At 46.5% G+C, this 23,899-nt stretch carries 30 protein-coding genes; 4 read left to right on the top strand and 26 right to left on the bottom strand.

Going from position 1 to position 23,899, the window contains the following annotated elements; translation table 11 throughout:
• The 8 genes from QBE54_RS00735 to QBE54_RS00700 are packed head-to-tail and all read right to left on the bottom strand — an operon-like array spanning nucleotide 1 to nucleotide 5,992.
• Complete coding sequence (locus QBE54_RS00735) at nucleotides 1–336, bottom strand: dimethylsulfonioproprionate lyase family protein (protein WP_369018449.1); 336 nt, start codon at nucleotides 334–336, stop codon at nucleotides 1–3.
• 12 nt (nucleotides 337–348) lie between these two features.
• Complete coding sequence (locus QBE54_RS00730; RefSeq protein ID WP_369018448.1) at nucleotides 349–1,506, bottom strand: iron-containing alcohol dehydrogenase family protein; 1,158 nt, start codon at nucleotides 1,504–1,506, stop codon at nucleotides 349–351.
• 2 nt (nucleotides 1,507–1,508) lie between these two features.
• Nucleotides 1,509–1,925 (bottom strand): secondary thiamine-phosphate synthase enzyme YjbQ, encoded by a 417-nt coding sequence (locus QBE54_RS00725; protein ID WP_369018447.1) that lies wholly within the window; start codon nucleotides 1,923–1,925, stop codon nucleotides 1,509–1,511.
• 20 nt (nucleotides 1,926–1,945) lie between these two features.
• Nucleotides 1,946–2,575 carry a transcriptional repressor LexA gene (lexA, locus tag QBE54_RS00720; protein WP_369018446.1) on the bottom strand — a complete coding sequence of 210 codons (630 nt, stop codon included), beginning with the start codon at nucleotides 2,573–2,575 and terminating at the stop codon, nucleotides 1,946–1,948.
• Between the two features lie 6 nt (nucleotides 2,576–2,581).
• A complete protein-coding gene (locus QBE54_RS00715) occupies nucleotides 2,582–2,812 on the bottom strand; it encodes an Lrp/AsnC ligand binding domain-containing protein (RefSeq protein WP_369018445.1) in 231 nt (76 codons plus the stop codon).
• 17 nt (nucleotides 2,813–2,829) lie between these two features.
• Nucleotides 2,830–4,077 (bottom strand): SufD family Fe-S cluster assembly protein, encoded by a 1,248-nt coding sequence (locus QBE54_RS00710; RefSeq protein WP_369018444.1) that lies wholly within the window; start codon nucleotides 4,075–4,077, stop codon nucleotides 2,830–2,832.
• A complete protein-coding gene (locus QBE54_RS00705) occupies nucleotides 4,074–4,805 on the bottom strand; it encodes an ABC transporter ATP-binding protein (protein WP_369018443.1) in 732 nt (243 codons plus the stop codon). The genes QBE54_RS00710 and QBE54_RS00705 overlap by 4 nt, the downstream gene beginning before the upstream one ends.
• Before the next feature lie 41 nt (nucleotides 4,806–4,846).
• Nucleotides 4,847–5,992, bottom strand: a complete 1,146-nt coding sequence (locus QBE54_RS00700) for a type III PLP-dependent enzyme (RefSeq protein WP_369018442.1) — start codon at nucleotides 5,990–5,992, stop codon at nucleotides 4,847–4,849.
• A gap of 213 nt (nucleotides 5,993–6,205) precedes the next feature.
• Between QBE54_RS00700 and QBE54_RS00695 the strand changes: the two genes are divergently transcribed.
• From QBE54_RS00695 to QBE54_RS00680, 4 genes are read left to right on the top strand one after another with little or no spacing between them, the layout of a single operon-like run.
• A complete protein-coding gene (locus tag QBE54_RS00695; protein WP_369018441.1) occupies nucleotides 6,206–7,291 on the top strand; it encodes an isocitrate/isopropylmalate dehydrogenase family protein in 1,086 nt (361 codons plus the stop codon).
• Between the two features lie 10 nt (nucleotides 7,292–7,301).
• Nucleotides 7,302–8,744 (top strand): radical SAM protein, encoded by a 1,443-nt coding sequence (locus QBE54_RS00690; RefSeq protein ID WP_369018440.1) that lies wholly within the window; start codon nucleotides 7,302–7,304, stop codon nucleotides 8,742–8,744.
• Nucleotides 8,704–9,453 (top strand): fumarylacetoacetate hydrolase family protein, encoded by a 750-nt coding sequence (locus QBE54_RS00685; protein WP_369018439.1) that lies wholly within the window; start codon nucleotides 8,704–8,706, stop codon nucleotides 9,451–9,453. Before QBE54_RS00690 ends, QBE54_RS00685 begins: the two co-directional genes overlap by 41 nt.
• Nucleotides 9,454–9,455: 2 nt before the next feature.
• On the top strand, nucleotides 9,456–10,355 hold the full coding sequence (locus tag QBE54_RS00680) for an AEC family transporter (RefSeq protein WP_369018438.1): 900 nt from the start codon (nucleotides 9,456–9,458) through the stop codon (nucleotides 10,353–10,355).
• Here the strand turns inward: QBE54_RS00680 and QBE54_RS00675 are convergent.
• The 18 genes from QBE54_RS00675 to flgG all read right to left on the bottom strand — a co-directional run bounded on the left by QBE54_RS00675 (nucleotide 10,287) and on the right by flgG (nucleotide 23,876).
• Nucleotides 10,287–11,471, bottom strand: coding sequence for a DUF3084 domain-containing protein (locus QBE54_RS00675; protein WP_369018437.1), 1,185 nt, complete (start codon nucleotides 11,469–11,471; stop codon nucleotides 10,287–10,289). The two genes, QBE54_RS00680 and QBE54_RS00675, sit on opposite strands and share 69 nt — an antisense overlap.
• Before the next feature lie 5 nt (nucleotides 11,472–11,476).
• Nucleotides 11,477–12,562 (bottom strand): LptF/LptG family permease, encoded by a 1,086-nt coding sequence (locus tag QBE54_RS00670; protein WP_369018436.1) that lies wholly within the window; start codon nucleotides 12,560–12,562, stop codon nucleotides 11,477–11,479.
• Between the two features lie 3 nt (nucleotides 12,563–12,565).
• Complete coding sequence (gene lptB, locus QBE54_RS00665; RefSeq protein ID WP_369018435.1) at nucleotides 12,566–13,300, bottom strand: LPS export ABC transporter ATP-binding protein; 735 nt, start codon at nucleotides 13,298–13,300, stop codon at nucleotides 12,566–12,568.
• Between the two features lie 14 nt (nucleotides 13,301–13,314).
• Nucleotides 13,315–14,028, bottom strand: a complete 714-nt coding sequence (locus QBE54_RS00660; protein WP_369018434.1) for an LptA/OstA family protein — start codon at nucleotides 14,026–14,028, stop codon at nucleotides 13,315–13,317.
• Nucleotides 14,009–14,572 carry a hypothetical protein gene (locus QBE54_RS00655; protein WP_369018433.1) on the bottom strand — a complete coding sequence of 188 codons (564 nt, stop codon included), beginning with the start codon at nucleotides 14,570–14,572 and terminating at the stop codon, nucleotides 14,009–14,011. The genes QBE54_RS00660 and QBE54_RS00655 overlap by 20 nt, the downstream gene beginning before the upstream one ends.
• Nucleotides 14,562–15,338 (bottom strand): TlpA family protein disulfide reductase, encoded by a 777-nt coding sequence (locus QBE54_RS00650; RefSeq protein ID WP_369018432.1) that lies wholly within the window; start codon nucleotides 15,336–15,338, stop codon nucleotides 14,562–14,564. The genes QBE54_RS00655 and QBE54_RS00650 overlap by 11 nt, the downstream gene beginning before the upstream one ends.
• Nucleotides 15,339–15,393: 55 nt before the next feature.
• Entirely contained in the window at nucleotides 15,394–15,645 is a 252-nt protein-coding gene (gene csrA, locus QBE54_RS00645) for a carbon storage regulator CsrA (protein WP_369018431.1), read from the bottom strand.
• A gap of 15 nt (nucleotides 15,646–15,660) precedes the next feature.
• A complete protein-coding gene (locus QBE54_RS00640; protein ID WP_369018430.1) occupies nucleotides 15,661–16,095 on the bottom strand; it encodes a flagellar assembly protein FliW in 435 nt (144 codons plus the stop codon).
• A 13-nt stretch (nucleotides 16,096–16,108) separates the two neighbouring features.
• Nucleotides 16,109–17,284: a flagellar hook-associated protein FlgL gene (gene flgL / locus QBE54_RS00635; RefSeq protein WP_369018429.1), complete on the bottom strand. Its 1,176-nt coding sequence runs from the start codon at nucleotides 17,282–17,284 to the stop codon at nucleotides 16,109–16,111.
• 17 nt (nucleotides 17,285–17,301) lie between these two features.
• Nucleotides 17,302–18,696 (bottom strand): flagellar hook-associated protein FlgK, encoded by a 1,395-nt coding sequence (flgK, locus tag QBE54_RS00630; RefSeq protein WP_369018428.1) that lies wholly within the window; start codon nucleotides 18,694–18,696, stop codon nucleotides 17,302–17,304.
• A gap of 5 nt (nucleotides 18,697–18,701) precedes the next feature.
• Nucleotides 18,702–19,220, bottom strand: a complete 519-nt coding sequence (locus QBE54_RS00625; protein WP_369018427.1) for a flagellar protein FlgN — start codon at nucleotides 19,218–19,220, stop codon at nucleotides 18,702–18,704.
• Between the two features lies 1 nt (nucleotide 19,221).
• The gene (locus tag QBE54_RS00620) at nucleotides 19,222–19,530 is read right to left on the bottom strand and encodes a flagellar biosynthesis anti-sigma factor FlgM (RefSeq protein WP_369018426.1); all 309 of its coding nucleotides are present in this window, start codon (nucleotides 19,528–19,530) and stop codon (nucleotides 19,222–19,224) included.
• 68 nt (nucleotides 19,531–19,598) lie between these two features.
• Nucleotides 19,599–20,030, bottom strand: a complete 432-nt coding sequence (locus QBE54_RS00615; protein WP_369018425.1) for a MerR family transcriptional regulator — start codon at nucleotides 20,028–20,030, stop codon at nucleotides 19,599–19,601.
• Between the two features lie 21 nt (nucleotides 20,031–20,051).
• Nucleotides 20,052–20,375 carry a hypothetical protein gene (locus tag QBE54_RS00610; RefSeq protein ID WP_369018424.1) on the bottom strand — a complete coding sequence of 108 codons (324 nt, stop codon included), beginning with the start codon at nucleotides 20,373–20,375 and terminating at the stop codon, nucleotides 20,052–20,054.
• Nucleotides 20,372–21,487: a flagellar basal body P-ring protein FlgI gene (locus tag QBE54_RS00605; RefSeq protein ID WP_369018423.1), complete on the bottom strand. Its 1,116-nt coding sequence runs from the start codon at nucleotides 21,485–21,487 to the stop codon at nucleotides 20,372–20,374. The genes QBE54_RS00610 and QBE54_RS00605 overlap by 4 nt, the downstream gene beginning before the upstream one ends.
• A gap of 30 nt (nucleotides 21,488–21,517) precedes the next feature.
• Nucleotides 21,518–22,126 (bottom strand): flagellar basal body L-ring protein FlgH, encoded by a 609-nt coding sequence (locus QBE54_RS00600; RefSeq protein WP_369018422.1) that lies wholly within the window; start codon nucleotides 22,124–22,126, stop codon nucleotides 21,518–21,520.
• Entirely contained in the window at nucleotides 22,123–23,094 is a 972-nt protein-coding gene (flgA, locus tag QBE54_RS00595) for a flagellar basal body P-ring formation chaperone FlgA (protein ID WP_369018421.1), read from the bottom strand. The genes QBE54_RS00600 and flgA overlap by 4 nt, the downstream gene beginning before the upstream one ends.
• A complete protein-coding gene (gene flgG / locus QBE54_RS00590) occupies nucleotides 23,091–23,876 on the bottom strand; it encodes a flagellar basal-body rod protein FlgG (protein WP_369018420.1) in 786 nt (261 codons plus the stop codon). Before flgG ends, flgA begins: the two co-directional genes overlap by 4 nt.
• Nucleotides 23,877–23,899 lie beyond the last annotated feature (23 nt).

Genomic DNA, 23,899 nt, shown 5'->3' with positions numbered 1-23,899 from the left:
TCAACAATTTATTTTGTCCTCGGGGAGATAGGGTGCTTTTATAAATATCCCTTTAAGAAAGCTACTTTCTGTGGCACGTAAATCGTGACGTTCTTCGGGTTCAAGGCGTATTGCGTCTCCTGCTGAAACCTTAAACTCCTCATCGTTAACCCGCATTATTCCCTCTCCCTCAAGGATGAAGAAAGTTTCTTCCACTTCCCTGTGGTAATGGGCTCCCATGTTCTGGCCGGGCTTCAGGAAGACAATGCCCCAGTCGATACGTGGACCACGAAAAAGATACTTGATACCCCAATCGCCATTTCGATAGGACCTTTCAGTCTCTCTAACCCTTTCCATGCTTCTCCCTCCTTACCAGGCTTCATAAAGGAGTTCTACCGCCTCATTGACACCAATGGGACGGGGGTTTTCCCTGAGACTACGCTGTATAAGTTCCTCCCTGACTACCTCTCGAAGCATCTCTTTCTTCACACCAAAGTCGCGCAACCTGGTACGCAGGCCAATTTTCTCCAGCAAACCTCTGAAAGACCTTTCAAAATTATCTATAACCTCTCCCTGACTTTCACCTCGGATGCCAACTGCCCTGGCAACGGTAACATACTTTTCACCCAGAACTGCTTTATTAAAGCGCATGGTAACCGGGAACAGCAATCCACAGGCTTCACCATGGGGAATACCAAAAGCAGGACCTATAATGTGGGAGAGACCATGAGCAGGACCTGAAGAGGCATTGGCAAAAGCCATAGCACTGATCATACTTCCCTTGGCAACTTGTTCTCTAAACTGTCGCTCATTCCCTTGTGCTACTGCACGGGGCAAGAATTCCCAGATTAGCCTTATCGCTTCGAGAGCCAGCAATTCACTAACTGGATTGGTACGAGGACTTGTGAAGGCTTCTATGGCTTGCACCAGAGCATCAATACCCGACGAAGCGGTAACGCGTGCATTTAAAAAAACAGTAAACTGGGGGTCAATAATGGCCATTCGGGCTACCAGGTAGGGGCTACGGAAACTTTTTTTGACTCCCGTGTGGTAGTTGGTCAAAACCGCATTGTTGGTCATCTCTGAACCCGTCCCAGCCGTAGTAGGCAGGGCTACCCAGGGAACGCCTGGTTTTTCAAGCTGCTTCACTCCGTCAAAATAAGGTACCACGCTTTCATCTTGTCCCAGGAGACCAGCAATTGCTTTACCGCAATCCAGGACACTGCCTCCACCCAGAGACAAAACCAGGTCGCAGCGTTCCTGATAAGCTTTATGTAAACCAGCATCGACAATTTCCAAAGAAGGTTCAGGCTCGACCTGATCAAAAACTACCCACTCAAGGCCAGCTTGTTTTAGGGAAGAGGTTACCATCTCAAGAATACCTGTTTCTCTGGTAGCTCTTTTTCCAGTCACCACAAAAGCCTTTTTCCCAAGAGGCTTGACCAACCCCCCTGTTTCTGCACCCTTCCCCCATCCAAAATAGATTTCCCGGGGAAGTCGGAAGACAAAGGGCCGCACTACCTCCATCCTCACTCACCTACAATCTGCACTATTAAAGTTCTGGAACGGGGGCGATTATCAAAGTCGATAAAAACTATATCCTGCCAAGTCCCCCGTATGACTTTTCCATCCTTAAACGGCAAAGTCAAAGAAGGACCACTTGCTGCTGCCCGGACATGAGCGTAGCCGTTGCCGTCTCCCCAGCGCGCATTGTGCTGGTATTCATCACGGGAGCTGGCTATCTTTTCCCAGAAGCGCTTCAAATCTTCAACCAGCCCGGGTTCAAATTCCATGGTGGTTACAATCCCCGTAGAACCGGGAACGAAAAGGCAAACGATGCCATCCTTCACGCCTGAGCGGGCAATCGCCTGTTCTACTTCTTCGGTAATATCAATGATATCGGTATGCCCTTTAGTAGAAAGCCTAATCTCACGGGTAACTACCACCTACAACACCTCCTTCTTGCTTACAACTTTCTCCACACCCCGACCACTTTGCCTATCGCACTGTAACGGTCATCCCAAAAATCGATTTCCCACCACTTCTTTTTCTCAGAATAGCGTTGGTTATCCCTCACTTTTCGAATGCAAACTTCATCATCAATAAAAAAAAGCCCCAGGTCTCCACAAAAAAGAGTTTCTCCTTTTTTAACGATGAGGTAATCGTCTTTTAGAAGGTTCAGGCTAACCAGACGATTGTCAGGAACCCGAAAGGCGAAAAACTCACCCTTACCAACTAAAGAACGAGGGAAGAAAAGCAAAGTTTCCACTTCTTCAAAAACTGGTTTTTGATTGACATAATAGACATCTTTAACCAGAGGTATCTGGACCAGACCTTCACCATCACTGGAACCAGGTGCAGAAGATTGGACCACGAACTCATCCATAACCAGTTCAATGGCTCGGGGTTTACAGGAGCGACGCCTTAAAACACCTTTTTGTTCGAGCTTTTTAAGGTGATAATGCACAGTGCAGGAGGATTTAAGCCCGACCCCCTTACCAATTTCCCGTACCGTAGGAGGAAAGCCATTACGTTCAAAAAAAGAACTGATAAAGAGCAAAATCTGTTTCTCTTTTTCAGAGAGTTTGTCTTTCATAAGGCGCTAAATAACCGGGCAGGTAAGCGTTCTCTTCACACCACTTATCTGCTGCACTTCCTTAAGAATTCTCTCTCCTATCTCCTGATTGTTTTCAGCCTGAACCAGAACCACAAGGTCAAAAGGGCCCATTACCCGGTCAACCCTTACCACACCAGGCACAAGCTGTATTTCTTTTTTAATAGACTGTGCCTTACCAGTCTGAGCTTGAACAAGTATATACGCCTCAACCGTCAAAAAGCTATAAACCCCCTTCAAAGCACATCCTGAGAAGTAACCGCAATAATCTCGTCAATGTACTTTTTTAAAGCGGGAGGAATGCCGGGAATGTCAACTCCCAGAAAACCCCGGGTAATCAAAGATAGAGCTTCCTCTTTTCTCAGTCCTCGAGCCCGCAGATAATTCACCACTTCTTCCTCAATGGGACCCACAGCCGCTTCATGAGAAAGCCTGCTTTTGGGAGCACCATACACTTCGAGTTCGGGAACGGAAACTATGCTGGCCTCTCTGGAAAAAAGTATCCCCTTACACTCAAGATGAGCCTGGGCTTCGTCGTGATGAGACACAAGCTTCCCTCTTGCAAATACTTGAGCCCGATCCTGAGCACATACTCTGGATATCGAGTCACCACTGCAACCCCGATTTTTTAAGACCAGAGTAGAACCAACGTCGATATAGGAGTCTCCCTTGGCAAAAATTATGCTCCTGAACACAGCACTCGAGTTCTCGCCTTCAAGGAGCGCCCTGGGAAAAGTTTGCAGAGAAAGCAAGGGTTTCAGCAAGACATAAGTGTTACCAAAAAAAGCATTGTTACCCAGTTTAACCACAGTTCGAGGACGAACGTGGAAGTTTTCCCCCCAGTTGTGAATCATGGTAAACGTTAAGCGTGCATTGTCTCCTATAAAAAATTCGCTCACCCCAATATGTAAGCCTGCCTGTTCATTATGCACGGCAGCGCATCCAGTTATCAGGTTTGCCTCAGAGCCTTCTTCCAGAATAACCAAATTATGAACGCTCTGCACAGCCTGGTTTTCAGAAATTAAAAGGCAGGTTTGGAGAGGAACTGCGACTTTCTGATGCGCAAAAACTCTCACAAAATAACCCTCAGTACGACACAACTCTGAAAAAGCGGTATATTTGTCGGCATCAACCGGCACCAGACTGAAGTAGTATTCCCAGAGCTCCGGGTATTTCTCCAGAGCCTTGGAAATGCTCATTATCTCAAGCTTTCCCTCAAAAGCGCGCTGAATACGCTCGTAGACAGCAGAACGGTCGACTTGCAGGTATACACCCGCTGCGCTATCCTTCTCCAAATCAACGCCCGCATACAGGGCAGCTTCTTTAAGCTGTCTGTTAAGTTCTCCAGGATCTTCCACGGTTTCCTTCTCAGCGCAAACCGCAAAACGAGAAAGATCAATATCTGGACCCAGGGAAGCTTTCTTATTTATTGCTTCCTGAGCCCTCCGCTGCAAATTTTCCCTAATACTCTGGTTAGTCTTCAACTTTCACACCTCAAGCAGTTCTGGTACCCATTCTTTTTAATATCTTCAAGCAGGTCCCGGGGGTTGCCCCGGCAAACTATGGTCCCTCCAATGAGAACATGACCAAGGTCAGCGTTAACGTAGTCGAGAATATGTCCAGTATGGGTAATAATGAGGCCAGAACGCCTCTTGTTACGAACCTGGTTTCTCTCAAAAAGCTCGTTCAGCGCCTTGCCCACCAGAGCAATGTTGTCAAGATCTACTCCAGATTCAGGTTCATCAATCATGGCAAAAAGAGGTCGCTGCAAAAGAAGCTGAAAAAGCTCTGCTCTTTTAGCCTCTCCACCAGAAAAACCTGCTCCCAGGTCACGTTCCAGCAAGTAGGTACAGTTAAGCTTTTCTGCCACTTCATTAAGCGGAACCTTTTGGAAGTGCTTTTCCAGGATAATTTCTCCCAGCGTTTTTAGTGTGACTCCCTGAACCACCGGCATCCTTTGAAAGGCGATACCTATCCCCAGCTGAGCTCTTTCTTCAAGAGGAAGATGGGTGATGTCCCTTCCCTGGAAAAGAATACTCCCTCCCACAATGTTGATGCCTGGCATCCCCATAATACTTAAAAGGAGGGTGGTTTTACCCACCCCGTTGGGACCCAGCAAAACGTGTACTTCACCTTCGCCTATCTCCAGGTTAATGTCACGAAGAATGACCCTTGAATCAACTGCAACCTGCAAGTTTTCAATCTTAAGCATTCGGTTACCCCTCAAAAGCACTTGCTTTTATCATTATACCACTATACCATTACCACTGTTGGTTTCTCAAAACCGTTGAAATTGGTAGCCGAAGCAATGGAATAGGCACCAATATCAGGCACTACGATCAGATCATCAAGCCCAAGTTCCGGCAGTAAGACATCTTTGGCTATCACATCCAGTGAATCACAGGTGGGGCCAGCCAGGATTGCTTCCTGCAACCCATTTCCTTCTCTAAGAGGAACAAACTCCGGAGAAGCCTTATCAAAGGGAATGGCAGAAAGACTTCCGTATATTCCCTCGTCAAGATAGTACCAGACCTTGCCTCTCCGTAGAGCTTTACCAATCACTTTGGTCACCAAGAAGCAGGCACTGCCTACAATGCATCTTCCTGGTTCAGCAATCACCCGATATCCTTCCTGGAGAAAACTTTCAATATGGGAGTATATTTTGCTAGCAAGACTCTCCAAGCTCCTTTGTTCTCCTTCCTCCTGATATATTTTCAGCGGGAAACCGCCCCCAATATCCACGATGGAAAGCTCAATTCCGCTTTGGCGAGCTTCGCTAAAGATTTTTCTCACAGCCTGCAGAGATACTAAGTAACTTTCTACCTGATAGCAAGGAGAGCCAGCATGGAAACTGACTCCTACGGGTTGCAAGCCCATTTCTCTGGCTCTCAAAAGCAAAAACAGTGCTTCTTCCGGATCCACGCCAAACTTATAGGAAAGGTTGGCCCCGCTGCCATTGGAAGGCGATGTAATGCGTAAGAGGAGTTTCGCCTCTGGATGCACTTTTTGGATTTTGTAAAGTTCATTCAGGTTATCATAGGTCATAAGCTTCAAACCTATTTCCCGAGCAAATGCCAGACCCTTTTTGCGCTTTATAGTGTTGGCAAATATCATGCGTTCCGGTCCTATACCCAGTTCATGAACAAGCTGCACTTCCTGCTTTGAGGCCACATCAAAACAGCTTCCCAGAGTATCCAGAGTCCTTATGATTTCTGGATGAGGGTTGGCCTTAACAGCGTAAAAAGGTTGAACACCGGGTAAAAACCTGGTGAAAGCCAGGAAATTTTCAATCAGGCGTTCTCTCAAAATGACAAACAAAGGTGTGTCATAAACCTTAACCAGCTCAACTATTTTTTCTTTTTCCAAGGGAAGCTTTTTAGAAACGACCAGACCCTTCAATTTTGCATCGCCTCTTTTTTCCAAAATGCCAGAGCAAAGTATATATTTTATAACTCTTTTTTTCAATGATTATTTGACTTCACCCCAAATTTTTATAAAGGTCACTTTGAACTCAAATATTCCTCAAAAACACCACTGGATTAGTGTAGTTGCAAAAAAGCAGTCTTTAAATTATTATTCTCCAAAACACCACCCAAGAAAGGAGAAAGGCTCATGGCATATCGGGTAACTCTGATTCCAGGCGATGGCACTGGACCCGAAATTACCGAAACCACTAAAGCGGTGATTGAAGCCACTGGCGTGGAAATAGAATGGGACGTTCAAGAAGCAGGTGCGGACGTACTCGAAAAATATGGTACTCCTCTTCCTGAGCAGGTTATCGAATCCATCCGCAAAAATAAAGTGGCCCTTAAAGGACCTATCACCACCCCGGTGGGCACCGGCTTTAGAAGTGTTAACGTGGCTCTGCGCAAGGCCCTGGACCTCTATGCTTGCGTTCGCCCCTGTAAAACCTATCCCGGTGTACGATCCCGATACTCGGGCATCGATCTTGTAGTGGTGCGTGAAAACACCGAAGACCTTTACGCAGGGGTAGAATTTGAAAGGGGAAAACCAGAAACACAGGAAATCATAAAAACCATTAAAAACCTGGGAGCAGGTGAAATTCGAGAAGATTCCGGAATAAGCATAAAAGCTATTTCAGTGTTCGCTTCGGAAAGGATAGTCCGCTTTGCTTTTGAGTACGCCCGCAAATACAAGCGTCGCAAAGTCACAGCGGTGCACAAAGCCAACATCATGAAATATTCTGACGGTTTATTCCTGGAGGTTGCCCGCAACGTAGCCAGAGAGTATCCAGACATCGAGTTTGAAGACCGCATCGTTGATAATATGTGCATGCAACTGGTACAGAAGCCGGAATTATATGACGTTCTGGTACTTCCCAATCTTTATGGAGATATCATTTCAGATCTTGGCGCTGGGCTGGTTGGCGGGCTTGGAGTGGCCCCTGGAGCCAATATTGGTGAACAGTATGCCGTTTTTGAACCAACCCACGGTAGCGCTCCCAAATATAAAGGTCTTTACAAGGTCAACCCCATTGCTATGATACTTTCTGGAGTGATGATGCTTCGCCACCTGGGAGAAGAGGAGAAAGCCGATCGATTGGAGAAAGCGGTAGCTGAGGTCATCAAAGAGGGCAAAAAGGTAACCTACGATATGAAACCAACTCCTGATGATCCAACTGCCTGCAAAACGTATGAAGTCGGCGAAGCAATCATAGAAAAGCTGAAAAGTCTTTGAGGTGAGGCAATTGAAAATATTGCTGGTAAATCCCCCATCCCCGGGAATATATAATCTTATCGGCCTAAAACTTCCTCCTCTGGGCCTTGCTTACCTTGCTGCTGTCTGCAGGGAAAAAGGTCATCAGGTGGAAATTGTTGACCTTCAAGTGGAACCCCGTTCAAAGCTACATCAGGCTTTTTCTCGTTGTGACCTGGTAGGCATCACTTCAGAAACCAACAAAGTACATCAGGCACTCAAAGTGGCAAAAGAGGCCAAGGAGCGGTTCGGGTTACCCGTACTCATGGGAGGATATCATGCCACCTTCTTAGACGAAGAAGTGCTACGTTCAGGATGGGTAGATTGGGTCATCCGGGGAGAAGGGGAAATTCCGATGTCTCAATTCCTGGAAGTTCTGGATAAAAAAAGCGATTTAACCACTGTGCCCGGCCTCTCCTTTTTGCACCAGGGGAAACTCGTTCGTACCCCCCAAACAACTCCCCCTGAAGATCTTGACGCTTTGCCTTTACCAGCCCGAGAGCTTTTACCCCTTTCTAAATACTGGATGACCCAGGTAGAAGGAGAACCAGCAGTAAACGTTTTGACCAGCCGGGGATGTCCTTTTAGCTGTTCGTTTTGTGCTTCTTCCCAGTTCTCAGGCAGGAAGTGGCGTAGTCGGTCTCCAGAAAACATTTTTCAAGAAATAGAAAAAATATATTTTGACCTGGGATACCGAGGTATCGCTTTTGTCGATGACAATTTTACGCTTTCCCCAGAACGTGTGGAAAGGCTGTGTTCCAAAATAGAGCAGAACCGCCTAAAGCTAAAGTGGTGGTGCTTTTCAAGGGCGGATACCATCGTCCAGAACGAATCTTTGGTGAGAAAAATGGCCAGAGCCGGGCTGCGTATGGTGTACTTGGGTGTGGAAAGTGTTGAAAAAAGCATTCTTGATGAATACAAAAAGAAACTATCAGCAGAAGTAGCCAGAAAAGCAATAAATATCCTCCGCAAATACAACGTTAAAAGCTGGGCATCTTTTATCCTGGGAAGCATCAGAGATACCCGGGAGACCATTTTGCGCACTGTCGAGTTCGCCAAAAACCTCGCCCCGGATTTGGTACAATTTTCAGTCCTCACTCCTTTCCCAGGAACCGAAATCTATGAAAAATTTCTTAAGGAAGGACGCATCGTGAAACTCAACTGGAAGCTCTTTGATGGAGCACACCCGGTCCTCAAAGGTGATTTTCTGGACACCGAAGAGGTAAAGAAACTACTCTGGAAAGCTTACTTCGAGTTTTATCGGGAATGGCGTTATCTACCCCAAGCTTTTTCCATGCTCAAAAAAATTATGGTAACCAGCATACCTCCTCTGGCTAAAATGAAAGAAACCCATTACTGGAAGGAGAGGTTGCAACGTGTATATTCTTCGTTTCATGCACCCAAAATGGAAAACCCCCCAATGGGGACGTCTTGAAGGAAAAGAAACCGTTGTCCCCATTGTCTCCCCTTTTCATCCAGAAGAACAGAAAGACCGACCACCACTCACCTTAGACGAGGTAAAACTTCTGGCTCCCGTCAAGCCGAGCAAAATTGTGGCGGTGGGCCTGAACTATGCAGACCACATCGCTGAAATGGGTAACACCCCGCCACCAAATCCCATTATCTTTATAAAACCGCAAACAGCAGTGATTGGTCCCGGAGAGCACATCGTGTTGCCTCCTTCTTCGCAGCGAGTTGACTACGAAGCAGAACTGGGTGTAGTCATAGGGAAAAAATGTCGGTCGGTGACACCCCAGGAAGCTCCTTCCTTTATCCTTGGTTATACTTGCTTTAATGATGTTACAGCCCGAGACCTACAGAAAAAGGATGGGCAGTGGACTCGTGCTAAAAGCTTTGACACTTTCGCTCCACTCGGCCCCTGGATAAACACCAACCTTGACCCTTCCGCACTTCACATCGAGTGTCGCCTCAACGGGGAATTAAAACAGTCCTCTTCGACTTCCAACCTGCTTTTTTCGGTCTTTGAGCTGGTTGCTTTCATATCCGAAATAATGACGCTTCTCCCAGGAGATGTCATTGCTACCGGAACTCCCCAAGGGGTGGGACCCATGAAGGACGGTGACCTGGTAGAAGTTTACGTTGAAGGCATAGGTACTCTATCCAACCCTGTAAAAGCCGGCTAATCATGTATCAGGTCCTGGCAGGTATCTTTATTCTCATTGGCATCGGTTTTCTGCTACGCACGTTGCGGGCCTTTGATACCGAAGCGGCTTTCCTTTTCAACCGCTTTGTGTTATATATTAGCTTTCCCTGCTTAGTTTACCGTTCTCTTTTTCATGCCTCTCCCCAAGCCTCACTGTGGAAAATCCCACCTCTTGGCTGGGCCATGGTAAGCGCCTTTTTCATAATCAGCTTTTATACTGCTCGTAGGTTCTTTAAACTGGGCTCAAGAGGTGCTGTCTCCTTTGCCATGGTTGCTGCTTTCGGAAATACCTCTTTCCTGGGTTACCCTTTTGTTATGGCTCTGCTTGGAGAGGGGGCCTTACCTCCGGCCATCTTTTTTGACCAGATGGCTAATTTTCTATCGGTATTCACCGTAGGGATTTTTTTCTGTGTCAGTGTCACCGAAAACAGATTTTCATGGAAACAGCTTTTTCAAATTCTGAAATTTCCGCCCTTTATAGCTTTTCTGCTCGCCCTGACCACCAGGGAACTTGGTAGTCTACCACGATTACTTGAAGAAACTATCAACCGCTTAGCTGAAGTCACCGTACCCCTAACCATGGTGGCTATAGGCATTTCGCTTTCTCTCCAAAACCTTCGTGGCCACCTGAAACCGCTCTTTGGAGCAGCCCTGATTAAGCTTTTCTTCTTACCTCTGGCCATGCTTGGGGTGTCTCAGTTTTTCTCCTTCTCACCTCTGGAGCGGGGAGCCCTGGTCATGGAGAGCGCCATGCCCACTCTTATGACCTCCTACGTCATAGCCTCCCTGTATCAACTTGACGCTCAGTTTGTGTCAAGCGGTATCGTTCTGACCACCCTGCTCGCTCTGGGTAGCTTGCCCCTCTGGGGTTTGCTCTTTTAGCACCTCAAGGCGCACTCGCAAGGGTCCGGCAGTAAAAATATCTTCCTCAGCTACGGCACGCAGCACTATTTTCCCCCGAATGCTTTCCAGCTCTTGAAAAACCTCGGTCAGGTTGCTGGCCGAGATAATTCCCACTTTTCCTTCCTGGGGAAGGATGCCTTGTTTAAGACCAACTGCGTTCAGTTCTCGCAGCACTTCACCCAGAAGGGCATCAATGTTAGTTTCCTCATCTATTGTCAATGCTTTTTGATAAACAATCTCCCCTTGCGAGAAAATTTTGCGATTTTCATCCACATACATGCGAGCAATCACCGGCTCTCCCTGCAGGCTGTTTATAGCAGCAACCAGTCTGACTACCACATCATTGGAAGCATTGTGAATTCTATCGATGGCCTGGCGGAAATCCTCCTCCGGAACAAAAACAGCCTGTCCGGTTTCCGAGTGACGACCGGCGCCTTTCTGGAGGGCAAGCTGGTCACCCTTGCGGATTACCGCAAGCAACGCTTCCTGGGCCTTATCTTCACTCATCCCACCTGGCAGTATGGCTCGCAGGATTTCCTCATCATCCTGAAAGACAATTCTTCCCTGACGGATAGCCACTATGCCGGAGCGGAGTCGAGCCAGTTCTGCTCGAAGCGATGTCAACTCCTGCTGCAGTTCGTCTCTCTGCTTCTCAAGCTGAGCTACTGTTTCTCCAAGCAATCGGGTCTGTTCTTCCAGAGCGGCCTTGGAATTTTGTAGCTCTCGTTCCTTGGTTTCCAGCTCTTGAACTCTTGACTGGTAATCTTCGAGTCGCTTTTTGGTATTTTCAAGCTCCAGACTGCGGGCAATTACTTCCTGATTCAGTGAATTCAGTTGCTCTCGCAACTCCTGCATACCAAACAGAGCTGTCCGCACATCTTCTGAAGCCGCACTCAAAACCAGAAGGGTAACTGTGGCAATCAATATGCCAGTAATAATGCTTACCAAGAAAGCCGTGTAGCGAGGCCTTAGCTTAAAAAGGGAAAGCTTTTTCCTCCCGATGCGACGCCCCAAAAAATCACCCACGTAAGCGATAACACCGCTGAGTAAAATTATGGAAAGAATTAAAAGAAAACTGGAAAAAGAGGCCCTCACAGAGATTAACTCCTTTCTCTCAAAAAAATGAGTACAAATCCAACCGCTCCTCCCACCAGGTTGCTGAACCAGGCACCTGTAAAGGGGTCAAGAACACCACCTTCAGCAAGGACGCCGGTTACTGAGAAAAGAACGTAATACCCAAATACCACCAGAATGCTCACTCCAATACCCACACCTTTACCTGAGCGCGGCGAAATTACCCCCAGAGAAACCCCCAGCAAAACGAAAACAATACTTGCAAAGGGAATAGCCGTCTTCTGCCACAGGATAAGCTCCAGCCGGGTCGTATCTTTATTGTGCGCACTTTCCCTCTCGATATAACCTTTGAGTTGAGCCAAGCTCATCTCCCGGGGGTTTTTCTGCTGCTGAAGCATCTCCTGCAAGCTCTGCTGAGCACCGATTTCCTCCCTTTCAAAACGGACAATTCTTTTTACCTCACCCCCAGGACCCATTTCATAAAGAATACCTTTGCGAAAAATCCATTTACCCTGCTGGTTGGTAGCTTCCTGAGCGCTGATAATGCGCAGGATACCTTCTTTGCCATACTCCTGCACTGTAACGCCGCTGAGCACTCCTTCACGGGAATTTACTTGACGCACATAAAAAATGCGTTCCACCCCTTCTCCGACTTCTTCTCGAAAAAAGGTGTTTTCTTGGAAAAGTAAACCGGTGAGCGAAGTACCTTCAGTAAGCTGCATCAGTTTTTCCGCAGACATGGGAACAAAAGTTTCCTGAATTAGGATCGTAGCTGAACAGGCCCAAATTGAAAAAATCAGAAAAGGGATAGTAAACCTGAAATAACTCACCCCCGCAGCCCTGAGTGCAACAACCTCGCTATCTGAAGAGAGACGGCTGGTGGTTAAAATGGAACCCAGAAGCACAGCCATAGGTATGATGTACACCAAGAAAGAGGGAATGTTCCAGAGGAAAATCTGAACTACCCGAACCAAGGAAAGACCGCTTTTTAACCACAAGCTGGTAAGACGATAAATAAGGTCCGACGCTGTCAAAATAGAGAGGAAAAGGCCAATTCCAAAAATAAAGTTAACGACCAGCTGCTTGAGTATATAACGATCCAGGGTTTTCATGTTTTAAAGGTTAAACCGTTCTCCCAGATAGTACTTTCGGCTCAGGTCAGATTGGAGTATTTCCTCAGGGGAACCAGCAACCAGAATTTTACCTTCGAACATGATGTATGCACGGTCAGTTATGGCCAGGGTTTCCCGCACTGCGTGGTCAGTAATAAGGACTCCAATCCCCTTCTGGGCCAGATAACGTATGATGTGTTGAATTTCTTCAACCGCAATAGGGTCAATACCAGTAAACGGCTCGTCAAGAAGAATAAAAGAAGGCTCCGTGGCCAAAGCTCTGGCAATTTCCAATCTCCTCCGCTCTCCGCCCGAAAGGAGGTTGGCTGAAGAGAGTGCAAGATGGGCAATGCCAAATTCCTCCAGTAGAGCATCCCTTCTTTTGCGAACTTCATGACGTGACAAGCCCTGCATTTCAAGCACCAGGTCCAGGTTCTCTTTAACCTTCAACTTTCTGAAAACAGAGGGTTCCTGCGGCAGGTATCCAATGCCCATCCTGGCCCGAACATACATTGGTATACCGTTCAGGGCACGTTCATCCAGAAAAACCCTTCCCTCTGTGGGGTGGATAAGTCCTACAATCATGTAAAACGTAGTGGTTTTGCCGGCGCCATTGGGACCTAAAAGACCCACTACTTCACCCCTTTTCACCTCAATGCTGACACCGTTAACCACTTTTTTCCGGTTATATTCTTTAACCAGCTCCTCACCGCGCAGTATCTTCCAATCTCTCCGCAAAGTCTCAGTCCCCATCATGGCTGAATGTTAATGGACACTTCTCCCTTAACCTGGATCCTGCGAGTTTCAGGATAAATAAGTATTTCATCACCAACCATGGAGTGGTTACCCTTAACAATTTTTGCTCCACCCAGAATGCTTATGAAAGGAGAACCTTCCTTAAAAACAGCCTTTTGTGCCTGGCCTTCCCATCCTTCTCCAGAAAGATGCACTTCAAAAGCCATCCAGGTTTTGTCCTGAAAGTAATAAATCAGCTTTGTACACCCCAGTTCAAAGGGTTCCAGCTTGAAACTTACCTCACCCTCAGCAAGGAGCTGGCGAACCTCAAAATCAACCTGAACTTGAGGTGCTGCAAAAACAACTTCTTTTCCACTACCCTCAACTTTTTCAAGCCAAAGCCGGTTTGTATCTCCCTGGTAAAAAAGCTCCGAAGCGTTTATCTCGTAATCTCCCCAAGTAATATTTATCTCGCCACTGCTTTTCAGTTCCCGCTTTTCAGTATCAATTTCCAGCGCAGGACAATGTATAACCACCTCTCCCCACTCTATGGTGGACACACCAGGAGCTACAATTTTTCCGGTATTTTCATCATATTCCACCGAAGAAGTGCGTATGGTAATCTCCGAAAAGCCTTCCTGGGCCAGAACAGGAAAGAAATAACCAGCGAGTAACACCAAACCAAGGCAAAAGGTAACACTCCAAAGCAACTTACCTGACCAGCTCAACATTCACCACCACATCCCCACTAATCTGGAGTTTGTTCCCTTTGAGCTCATAAATCATCTTGTCACCGCGCAAGGTTAGATTTTGATCTTTGAAATTCGCTTCTTCCAGTATACACTTCTTTTCCCGAGCAATCCACTGCAGGAGCTTGCCACGAAGCAACCTTTCACCGCCAACTTCCTGCATAACTACCTCCCGGAACAGAGCATCGCCGCTTTGCAGAGACACCTTGCCTCGGGAGGCTGCAATACTGTAAAACGGTTTTTCGTCGATAAAAAAATAACCGGCTATCTCTTCCAATTCGACCTCCATGTCTTTCTGGCTGATTAATTTTGCTTTCAGACTCCACTCCTTGCCTGTTTCACCCAGGTGAACAATCTCAGTTTCTCGAAACTCTATCAATGGCTGGGTAGCTTGTAGTAAAGAGACAGTGTTTTCTTCTGGTGGCTCTTCGATGGGAATAACCCACCAGAAAAAAACACAAAAAACCAGGAGTGCTGTCGAGGAAAGCCCCCAAAAACAGGTATCAACGATTAACCTAATTCGCATGTAGCATAAAGTAAACCCGCTTGAAACCTTGAAGAGCCATTTCTTTACACAACTTCAAGCTTTGCTGATTATCATCAGCCAGAACGAGATACAGCTTTGATTTATCGAATTTCGAAAATTCTATCTGAGAATCGCCAAAAGCAATATACACAACTCCTTGCTCTCCTGAAAAGGGGTTGGACGGACTCCTGCGAGCATCTAAAACCGTAACTTGCTGGTTCAATTTAAACAAGTTCTGAATTTCGGCCTCTCTCAATCCTCGATACCAGAGTATACTATTCAGCTTATCTCTCAAAACTTTTTCACTGGTTGCCCCAATAACCAAATCAGCAACTTCGCCTTTGGGATTCACAAAAAAGGTGGTGGGAACGCCCATCACCATATATTCCATAAAAATCCGACCCGTTTCATCAAGAAGGATCGGAAAATTGACACCCAGGCTGGAGGTAAAGCTCTTGAGTCGTTCTGGATTTTCTCGCGCTGCAATGCCAAATACCTTTAAGTCGGCTTTCAGGACATATTCTTCATAGAGCTTTTGCAAAATGGGCATCTCTTGCCTGCAAAAATGACAATTGGTGGAGAAGAAAACCAAAACCACTGGAGAACCCTTTAATTGAGAAAGGCTGACTTCCTCACCAGAAAGTGTCTTTAACGTAAAAGGAGCAGCTTCTCTGGCAGCACCAAAAGCGGCTGGGATAGATATTGCAAAAACAGCAAAGTACAAAGCAAGAAGAGTAAATGTGGTCAGATGACTCCTTCTTTTCATGGAACATACCTCCCGCATCAACTGGTTTTTCTCTTAAAACCTTTTCAGAACGCAATTATTTCCGCGGTAAATTCGGCTTGCTTTCAGCGAAGATTTTCTTGAAATTCTGCACCCTATCAGGAGAGGCAAAAACCGAGCTCCTGTTACCTTCAACCAGCGATTGATAGAGCTCTTCGCGATAAATGGGAATATCTGAAGGAGCGGTAATACCTATTTTAACCTTTCCTTTTTCAATGCCAATAATCTTTATCTCGATGTTATCCCCAATACGTATACTTTGGTCAACCTTCCGGCTGATTACTAACATTCGGGCACCTTGAATTTATTGAGACGTTGCGTTTGCACCCTCCAGCCTCAAAATATGGCGCAGGCCATAAGGGCTTCCCTCAAGAACTACCTGTTTACCAATCTTCAACCCACAGTTTATCACAATCGGTGCCAGAAGGTTAACCCCTATTTCTTGAGCAGAAAGAATATTCATTATGGCCAGGACGATGACCTCACGATGTGAAGTGATACCCAAAGCCTGACATTCGGTACTGGAAAGTTCTATCTCGTAGTCAGGAAAGTAGAGAAAGGGATCACAGAGTGCAAAAACTATGTTTTCTTCTTCCACGCTTTGTAACCAAAAAAATCCCTTCTCTTCAAGCAAAATAAAGCGTCGCAAATGTTCAAAACCGGGAAGACCCCAGGGGAAAAAGAGAATTTTATCTTCTCCAACTTCCAGTTCACCAAAATAGGCAGTCTTAATTTGCATTTTCATTCGCTCCTCAACGAAGAAAGTCAAGCAGGGTTGGTTGAGTCACTTGGGCAGCCGCAGCAAGGGCCATCTGATAAACGTTTTGATGTTCCTTAAGCTGCATAACCACCTCTGCAACATCTATATCCTCGTTAGAAGAAAGCAAAGTCTTAAAATTAAGTGAAAAGTCCTCAAAACGGTTAAGGGCATTCTCGAGGCGCTGGACTTTGGCTCCTACCTGGGCACGGATACCCAAAAGATTATTCAATTCCTGGTCTATTTTACTTATGTCCTCTTCAATGCCTTGCGGCTGGTTTCCACGCAGGTGTTCAACCAGGTCCTTGACCACTTTAAGGATACCCTCAGCCTCGGAGGTATTTTGAATGTTCCCTCCTGCATCAAGTATTCCCCAATCTTGAAGTGGTGTACCGTTTACATCGGAAAGAACCAGTGTACTCTCAGTACGGGAGCGTAAAACAAGGGTTGACCCATCAGTTACAGCATACGCAGTAGAACGCAAAGAGGGTTCATTGTTAATAGCATTAACCAGGTCCTGCAGGGTGGTCATGGTAGCATCAATGGTGATAACCGTCCCATTGATACTGAACTGGTCACCGGGGTTAAGAGTTATCGGGTTGGAACTTCGGGCTTCGAACCCCCTGAAGAACACTTCATCCCCTGGAAAGCTAATATCAATAACCGTTTTGGACTCAATTTCCCTAATCAGGGAATTCGAATCTCCCAGATAAGTAATCTGATTTCCTTGTATCACAAAGGGCGGCTCAGTCAGGCGTGCTCCTGCAAAAAGGTAGCGGTCAGCGTAGGAAATGTTTCCAATGGAAACCAGTTCTTCCAGCTGTTTTTCCACTTCCTCAGCTATAATCACCCTGTCTTCAGCAGTCAGGGACCCATTGGCTCCCTGCAAAGCAAGAGTACGTATTTTTTGGATGACATCAGTCGCCGAACCCAGGCTTTCGTCAACCAGGTTTAACCAGTTTCTGGCATCCTCAACGTTAGAGCGGAATTGCTCCAGTTTACTGATTGAAGTTTTTAGAGACAATATGTTGTTAATTTTAATGGGGTCATCAGAGGGTCTACGAATCGCCTTGCCCGAAGAGAGAACATCTTCTATCCTGACCATTCTTTCCAGGATGTTATTAAGATTCTGCATTACCCTATCGCTGAGAACCCTCTGGGTCACTCGCATCGATGCTACCTCCTACTTCACCTTAAGCGGTTAACCACGGTATCCAGCATTTCATCAAGAGTGCGTATCAGCGAAGCGGCAGCGTTGTAAGCATGCTGATATTTGATGAGGTTGGTCATCTCTTCATCGAGAGAAACACCCGAAACACTTTCTTTCCTCATGTTGAGCTGGTCTACAAGCAGGCTTTGGTTTTCAGCAATGCGCTGTGCCTCCTGTCTTTCCGCACCGAGCCGGGATATTACTCCCCGATAATAATCATCAGGGTTAGCTCCATTTACAAAATCACTTTCCCGCAATTGGGCAATACGCAAAGCAACTTCTCCATCTCCAGGTGCACCGGTCGAAGAAGCAGCAACCAACCGATAATCCCCGGAGATAGCAGGGTCAACCGCTATGTCCTCTGCAGTACTTCCTACAAAAAAGACTCCGCCTGGTGCAGGAGGTTCTTGAAGGGTATAACCGGTTTGATGCAAAGTATTCACTTCTTCAATGAGTTCTCGGGCCAGAAAATTAAGGTCGCTTTTGTAGTTCTCCAGTAGAGAATCCCGCAGGTCAAAAATAGCTTTCAACTCTCCACTCTGATTGGCAAAGTCAATCTTTTGGGTAGTACCCTGAAAATAAACCTGATTGAACCCACTCAAAGGGTCAACCTGTGCTTCCAGCAGGTTAAGTTCCTTGGCACTTGCCAGAACCCTCCCTTGAAGAATAATGGTATAGGTACCATTACTTTCCTCTTGAACCTGGAGATCAATGATTTTGGACAGCCCATCTACAGCAAGGTCCAACTTGTCTTTATAATCGTTGATATTGCCACCAGCAGCGCTCAAACGAATAATTTGCTGGTTTACACTGTGGATTTGTTCCAAATAACTGTTGATTTCATTGACTTTGAGCGCTACTTGTTCATCAAACTGTTCCTGGGTAAGCACCAGCTGAGAGTGCGTATGCTGGAAAGCTTCCGCTAAGAGATTGGCTGTTTCAACCAGCAAGGCCCTGCTTGCTTCACTTTCCGGCGTCTTGGAAAGTTCCTGCCAGGCGTTCCAGAAATTGTTCATAATATTCGATAAACCGCTTTCCTGTGGGTCGCCAAAAATTATCTCTACTTGATTCAAGCCTTCATCAATAGTGCTCCAGTAGCTCTCGATACGAGACTCCTGACGCAGTTGAAGGTCTATAAAACGATCTCTTAAGCGTTGAATCTCTTCTACAGCAACGCCGCTACCCACGCTTTTGAGATAAGGAGGCACAAAGATGCCGGAAAGGGGAACAGTCTTTGCCGTCATTTTAGCTGATTGACGGGTGTAACCCACGGTATTGGCATTGGCAATATTATGACCGGTAATATCCATAGCTTGCTGCTGGGCTTGCAAGGCGCTTTTGCCTATTTCCAGTCCGAAGAAGCTACTACCCATAACCACTACATCCTCCCGTCAATCAAAATGCCCTGAAGGGCTTTCCCGGTCTCTTTCTTACCCGAAGGGTCATACGCTTCAAAAGAGTTATAGTTTTCAATCCTGGCAAGCAGAGCAAAAACTGCGTTAAAGTAATTGAGCGTATCCTTTATCAAAATGGCATTTTGCTGATTAACCCGTTGCAGTTCGGCGCTGGTCTCCCAGATCTCACGCTGCAAGGCTTCCATGGAAATTGCAATTTCTTCTGGGAAAAGAGGAAGCACCTGGGAAATACATACTTCTTCTTCATCCAGGCCAGCAAAACTGGCAATGTTACGTAGGACACCAGTCAACTTACGCTCAAAAACCTGGTTCTCGAGAATCAGGTCAGCTTTTTTCTTCACTACATCACCAAGTTCCCCAATTCGGTTTTGAACCAGTATCTCTTGTTCTTCTCGAACTACCTCGAGAAGCTTTCTCTGAAGAACACAGCCCTCTTTTAAAACCTCCAGAAGGACTGTCCCAGCTTCTTCGAAAACGGACACCTCATTCGCCTCCGGAAAAGAAAGAATCAGCAATGTCCCTGATTATCATCTTTTCCACTATCTTGGCAGGTTCCACATGATATTCATTCCTGGAGAGTCTGTCTTTTATTTCCGCAATAAGCTGTTCCCTCAGCTCAGGAACCTCCTGCAGTTTGCGATAAATCTCTCGGATTTCCAGAGCCTTTTGAGAAAAGGAAATTTTGTCTCCTTTGTTTGAGCTTATACCCTGGGAGGTTTTCGACCTGGATTTATTGCTTTTTTCAGCATATATTTTCAAAATACTCTCCAGCTGATTCGCAGAAATCTTCATGATTGTATCCCCCTCTATCTCCTGCTATTAATACTATATCGGCAATTACAACAAAAACTTTAGGGGTATTAGTCAGCTGGTTTCTCTTTTTTTTTCAAAATAGCATCTCTAAAATAAAACCTGTCCTTGCTTTGTCGATTTGAGGAATCGGCAGCAGCCTCTTCCCGAAAAAGATACGATAGTTGCAGTCGACATTTCTCGCAAAAACGGCCAGATGAAATGGGCTTTCCACAGCGTTCACACCGCAAGCCAACATCAACGCCTTGCTCGCCCCGGACAATTTGTAGTCTGCCCTGTTTGAGAAAATGGAGAATATCCTTTTTGTCTACACCAGTAGCTTTGCTGGCCTCCTCAATGGTAGAACGTGGGTTTCTGAGGAAGAATTCTTTCACCTTCAAAAATTCTTCTTCCTGAGCCTCCAAACAGACAGGACATAACTCGATAGCATCGAGGTTCTTCCTAAACAGTTTTCCACACTTCTTGCAACGGGCTATCTCCATGGTTCATCTCCTAACATAATATTAACACTTTCCAGAAGACGAGGGAAGTTCCAGTGCACGATAAAGCATTTCCCCTATCCGAAGATTGGTAGATGCACAGCTTTTTTTGCACACTTCATCCAGCCACATTTCTCGAAACCACACTTCTTCCCTTCCCAAAAAAGGGGATTCCCGGTCGACAAAAAGAGGTTGCACTGCTTTTCTGAAAATAAAGCTCAGCAAAAAGGCCTCAAAATCCTGACAGGCTTCGCGCAATCTTGCCCGTTGCCTTTCAAGAGAAAATTTTGATTGCTCGGTAATGATTTCTGAAGGAGAACAGAAGTTCTCTAACTTTGCCTCTCTCATTCTACAATCAACTCCCCTTGGAGGGCTCCTGCTTTTTTGAGGGCCTGAAGAATGGCCACCAGATCACGAGGAGTCACCCCTAAGGCATTCAGAGAGTTTATTAAATCGTCAATGGTGTTACCCGATTCCACCCGAAATAAGCGTCCCTCTTCCTGGGCAGCTTGAACTTCCTGCTGAGGGACTACCTGAGTTTCTCCCCCCGAAAAAGGAGGCGGTTGGGACACTTCATATTGTGTCTGAATGCTCACTGTTAGGTTACCATGAGCCAGTGCCACAGGAAGAATACGGACGTTGCCTCCAATAACCACAGTCCCGGTACGTTCATTAACCACTACTCTGGCAGGAACATCGGGTTCCACCGGAAGTTCTCCAATCATGGCTAAAAGCTGGGGCACTCTATCACTAAAACTTTCCGGTATGCTCACCTCGACACGGTTAGCGTCGATGACTCGCGCCCTTCGCCCACCAAGCTCCTGATTGATAACTCTTGCTATGCGAGTAGCGGTTACAAAATCAGGATTTTGCAAAAGGAGAGAAAAAGTTCCTTTTAAAGAATTCACGAAAGAAGTGCTTACGCTTCGCTCCACGATTGCCCCGTTGGGTATTTTGCCCACTGTGGGATGGTTTTGTTGAACCTGATTTCCACCTCCACCAGCGGTAAAACCACCTACTGAGAGCGGTCCCTGAGCAACCGCATACACTTTCCCGTCCACGCCTTTTAAAGGTGTCAAAAGAAGGATGCCTCCCTGAAGGCTCTTTGCATCACCTAACGAAGAAACGGTGACATCAATCCTCTCTCCCTCACTTACAAAAGGAGGCAACTCGGCAGTAACAATCACTGCTGCAACGTTTTTGGAGCGCACCTGCTGAGAATCAACGGTTATCCCCAACTTGGACAGCATATTGGAAAGACTCTGGTTGGTGAACAAACTGCTTCTACTATCACCGGTTCCTGAAAGACCAACCACCAGCCCATAACCTACCAGCTGGTTTCCCCTCACTCCCTCAACCTGGGTAATGTCTTTGATACGTACCGTCTCTGCACCGACAAAAACGGCACAACAAAGAACCGCTATGATCACCACCGTCATGAAAACAATAATCCTGCCCACGGTGCTCAGGCCACCTCCAGAACCGGAAAACTAAAAGAGGATATCCAGGATGGAACCAAAAAGGCCACCCAGAATACCAATAAGTCCTGATCTTTGCTTGGGTTTCAAGGTTCCCTCCAGCTTAATGATCACGTCAACCAGTTGAGTTGAGTAAACTGTATTCTGAGCGGATATAAACCTCGGATTTACCACGCCCTCGATATGCATTATCTCCCGTTCTTTGTTCAAATAAATTTCTTTACTGCCAGCAATTCTGAGATTTCCATTTTCCAGCACTTCTACCACCTGGCAGGTAATAACCCCACTCAGGCTCATCTGTCTCTGATTGCTCCTCTCTCCCTGGCGAGTGCTTTGTCTTTTAAAAGAAGCAGGTGGCACGAAATCGAAAATTCCCTGCCCTGCTTCCATGGAAATATCCACTGAGCTTCCTCCACTGCTGGTGGCACTGTTTTTCCCTTCCAAATTTTCGGTTATGATGACGGTCAGAATATCCCCCTCTCGAGAAGCCCGGTAATCAGAATAAGGGTCTGCAAACCAGGCATCATCGCTCCACAGTGATTCCGCAAAACTCTGAGGAAGCGCTATCCAAGACACCACAAAAACAGTAAATAACCACCAGAAAAAACGCACTTTTTTCATTTAACCGCCACCTCTACCATTCTCTCCCCAACAACTCTTCCCTGCACCCGCTTTCTGGAATCCAGATTTTCGACAATTATAACTTCACCCAGAGCACCATCAGAGCGCGCTTTACCCAAAGCGGTAACCGTTATACCTCCATTTCTGGCTACCATAGTTACCAGGTCTCCCCGTTGCACCAGTGCCTCTTCCTCGAAAGAAGAAGGAGTAATGAGCTCTCCCTGGTTAATGTTTCTTTTGGCTACCTTACCAACCACTTTAGTCGGATCGTCCAGGGCTTTGAAATTTCGGTAATCCAAAACTTCCTCAACTACATACACTGATGAAGCATCGATTACCTCTCCCCTCTTCAGGTTTTCCCTGGCTCGAACCACATTGCGAAATGCTTGTATTTCCAAGCGTAAAGGCAACTTGTTCACTACCTCTCCCTCCGGACTAAGAATGTCCAGCTGGGCGGTGATGCTCCCCCAGGGATTAAAGGAGGTAGGCAAAGAAATGCGATGCTCACACCCATCGGGAAGAAAAACCTGCTCTGGAGAAGCCAATCTAACTTCAAGCCTCTTTACAAATTCAAAACGTTCCCTGATCTCATCTGCAATTTCCCCCTCAAGTTGCACTACAGAAACCCATTGTCCCTGCAAGCGCACCCTGCACTCCATAGCACCTGAGAAATAAATATAATCAAGTTGCGGTATACCCCGAGCACACAAGCGGTTATAGATTTCCTGGGCAGTAATTACGCGCTCAGGTTGTGATGGAGAAAGCATACCCAGCTCGGTCAGCTCAGCCACTTTTTCTCCCTCAGGGAGTGGATAGGAAATCCGTGCAATATCTCCCAGGGTAATATTTTCCTGACTCAAGCTGACCTGCGGTTCCAGATAAACCTCTAAGGTCAGCCCCCAAAGAGAAACAGGTAAGAAAAAGACCGCAATTATCGCGATTGCTACACTAAAATATTCTTTCCTCATCGCTTCATGTTGTTAGCAATGCTCATCATTTCATCGGCAACACTTATAGCCTTGGAATTGATCTCATAGGCACGCTGTGCGCTGATCATGCGAACCATTTCTTCCACTACTTGAACATTGGAAGTCTCCAAGAAGCCCTGGGCCAGAGTTCCTAATCCGTCGAAACCCGGAGTACCTACTTGCGGTTCACCTGAGGCCACAGTCGCAACATACAGATTACGCCCGATACTTTGTAACCCTGCCGGGTTGATAAAGCGTGCCAGCTCGATAACTCCTAACTCTTGCGGCTCTGTTTCTCCAGCAATCTTTGCAGTTACTGTACCATCCTGGCCGATAGTGATTGATTCAGCATCCTGGGGTACGGTAATCGGCGGCTCAAGCGGGAACCCATCGCTGGTGACTATTCTTCCCTGGGCATCCAGCTTGAAAGAACCGTCTCTTGTGTACCCTATGGTGCCATCAGCAAGTAAAACCTGGAAAAACCCATCGCCTTCGATAGCTATGTCCAGTGGGTTTCCTGTTTCATAGGCATCACCCGGGAAGAAAAGCTTTTGTACCGCTGCCGGACGAACTCCCAATCCCACCTCTATTCCGGTAGGTATCTGGTTTTCCTGGGTATTGGGAGCACCCTTAACTCTTACCGTTTGATACATGAGATCCTGAAAGTCGACTCTGCTTTTTTTGAAACCAGTGGTATTGATGTTAGCCAGGTTATTGGCAATCACATCAATATCCAGTTGTTTGGCCTGCATTCCAGTTGCCGCCGTCCACAGTGCACGCATATTCAAAACCTCCTTTCCTAACA

Origin of the sequence: Thermatribacter velox, from assembly GCF_038396615.1 — a bacterium.
GTDB lineage: Bacteria > Atribacterota > Atribacteria > Atribacterales > Thermatribacteraceae > Thermatribacter > Thermatribacter velox.
The sequence above is the reverse complement of the archived record's forward strand: the minus strand, read 5'-3'. Positions and strand labels throughout refer to the sequence as shown.

Bases quoted from the DNA above. Each gene is read 5' to 3' on its own strand.
- QBE54_RS00615 (WP_369018425.1), bottom strand. From the start codon at position 20,030: ATGGAGATAGCCCGTTGCAAGAAGTGTGGAAAACTGTTTAGGAAGAAC.
- QBE54_RS00655 (WP_369018433.1), bottom strand. From the start codon at position 14,572: ATGCGAATTAGGTTAATCGTTGATACCTGTTTTTGGGGGCTTTCCTCG.
- QBE54_RS00610 (WP_369018424.1), bottom strand. From the start codon at position 20,375: ATGAGAGAGGCAAAGTTAGAGAACTTCTGTTCTCCTTCAGAAATCATT.
- QBE54_RS00730 (WP_369018448.1), bottom strand. From the start codon at position 1,506: ATGGAGGTAGTGCGGCCCTTTGTCTTCCGACTTCCCCGGGAAATCTAT.
- QBE54_RS00640 (WP_369018430.1), bottom strand. From the start codon at position 16,095: ATGCAAATTAAGACTGCCTATTTTGGTGAACTGGAAGTTGGAGAAGAT.
- QBE54_RS00660 (WP_369018434.1), bottom strand. From the start codon at position 14,028: ATGTTGAGCTGGTCAGGTAAGTTGCTTTGGAGTGTTACCTTTTGCCTT.
- QBE54_RS00670 (WP_369018436.1), bottom strand. From the start codon at position 12,562: ATGAAAACCCTGGATCGTTATATACTCAAGCAGCTGGTCGTTAACTTT.
- QBE54_RS00680 (WP_369018438.1), top strand. From the start codon at position 9,456: ATGTATCAGGTCCTGGCAGGTATCTTTATTCTCATTGGCATCGGTTTT.
- lexA (WP_369018446.1), bottom strand. From the start codon at position 2,575: ATGAAAGACAAACTCTCTGAAAAAGAGAAACAGATTTTGCTCTTTATC.
- flgL (WP_369018429.1), bottom strand. From the start codon at position 17,284: ATGCGAGTGACCCAGAGGGTTCTCAGCGATAGGGTAATGCAGAATCTT.
- QBE54_RS00685 (WP_369018439.1), top strand. From the start codon at position 8,704: ATGCACCCAAAATGGAAAACCCCCCAATGGGGACGTCTTGAAGGAAAA.
- csrA (WP_369018431.1), bottom strand. From the start codon at position 15,645: ATGTTAGTAATCAGCCGGAAGGTTGACCAAAGTATACGTATTGGGGAT.
- flgK (WP_369018428.1), bottom strand. From the start codon at position 18,696: ATGGGTAGTAGCTTCTTCGGACTGGAAATAGGCAAAAGCGCCTTGCAA.
- QBE54_RS00735 (WP_369018449.1), bottom strand. From the start codon at position 336: ATGGAAAGGGTTAGAGAGACTGAAAGGTCCTATCGAAATGGCGATTGG.
- QBE54_RS00620 (WP_369018426.1), bottom strand. From the start codon at position 19,530: ATGAAGATTTCTGCGAATCAGCTGGAGAGTATTTTGAAAATATATGCT.
- QBE54_RS00705 (WP_369018443.1), bottom strand. From the start codon at position 4,805: ATGCTTAAGATTGAAAACTTGCAGGTTGCAGTTGATTCAAGGGTCATT.
- flgA (WP_369018421.1), bottom strand. From the start codon at position 23,094: ATGAGGAAAGAATATTTTAGTGTAGCAATCGCGATAATTGCGGTCTTT.
- QBE54_RS00650 (WP_369018432.1), bottom strand. From the start codon at position 15,338: ATGAAAAGAAGGAGTCATCTGACCACATTTACTCTTCTTGCTTTGTAC.
- QBE54_RS00695 (WP_369018441.1), top strand. From the start codon at position 6,206: ATGGCATATCGGGTAACTCTGATTCCAGGCGATGGCACTGGACCCGAA.
- QBE54_RS00600 (WP_369018422.1), bottom strand. From the start codon at position 22,126: ATGAAAAAAGTGCGTTTTTTCTGGTGGTTATTTACTGTTTTTGTGGTG.
- flgG (WP_369018420.1), bottom strand. From the start codon at position 23,876: ATGCGTGCACTGTGGACGGCGGCAACTGGAATGCAGGCCAAACAACTG.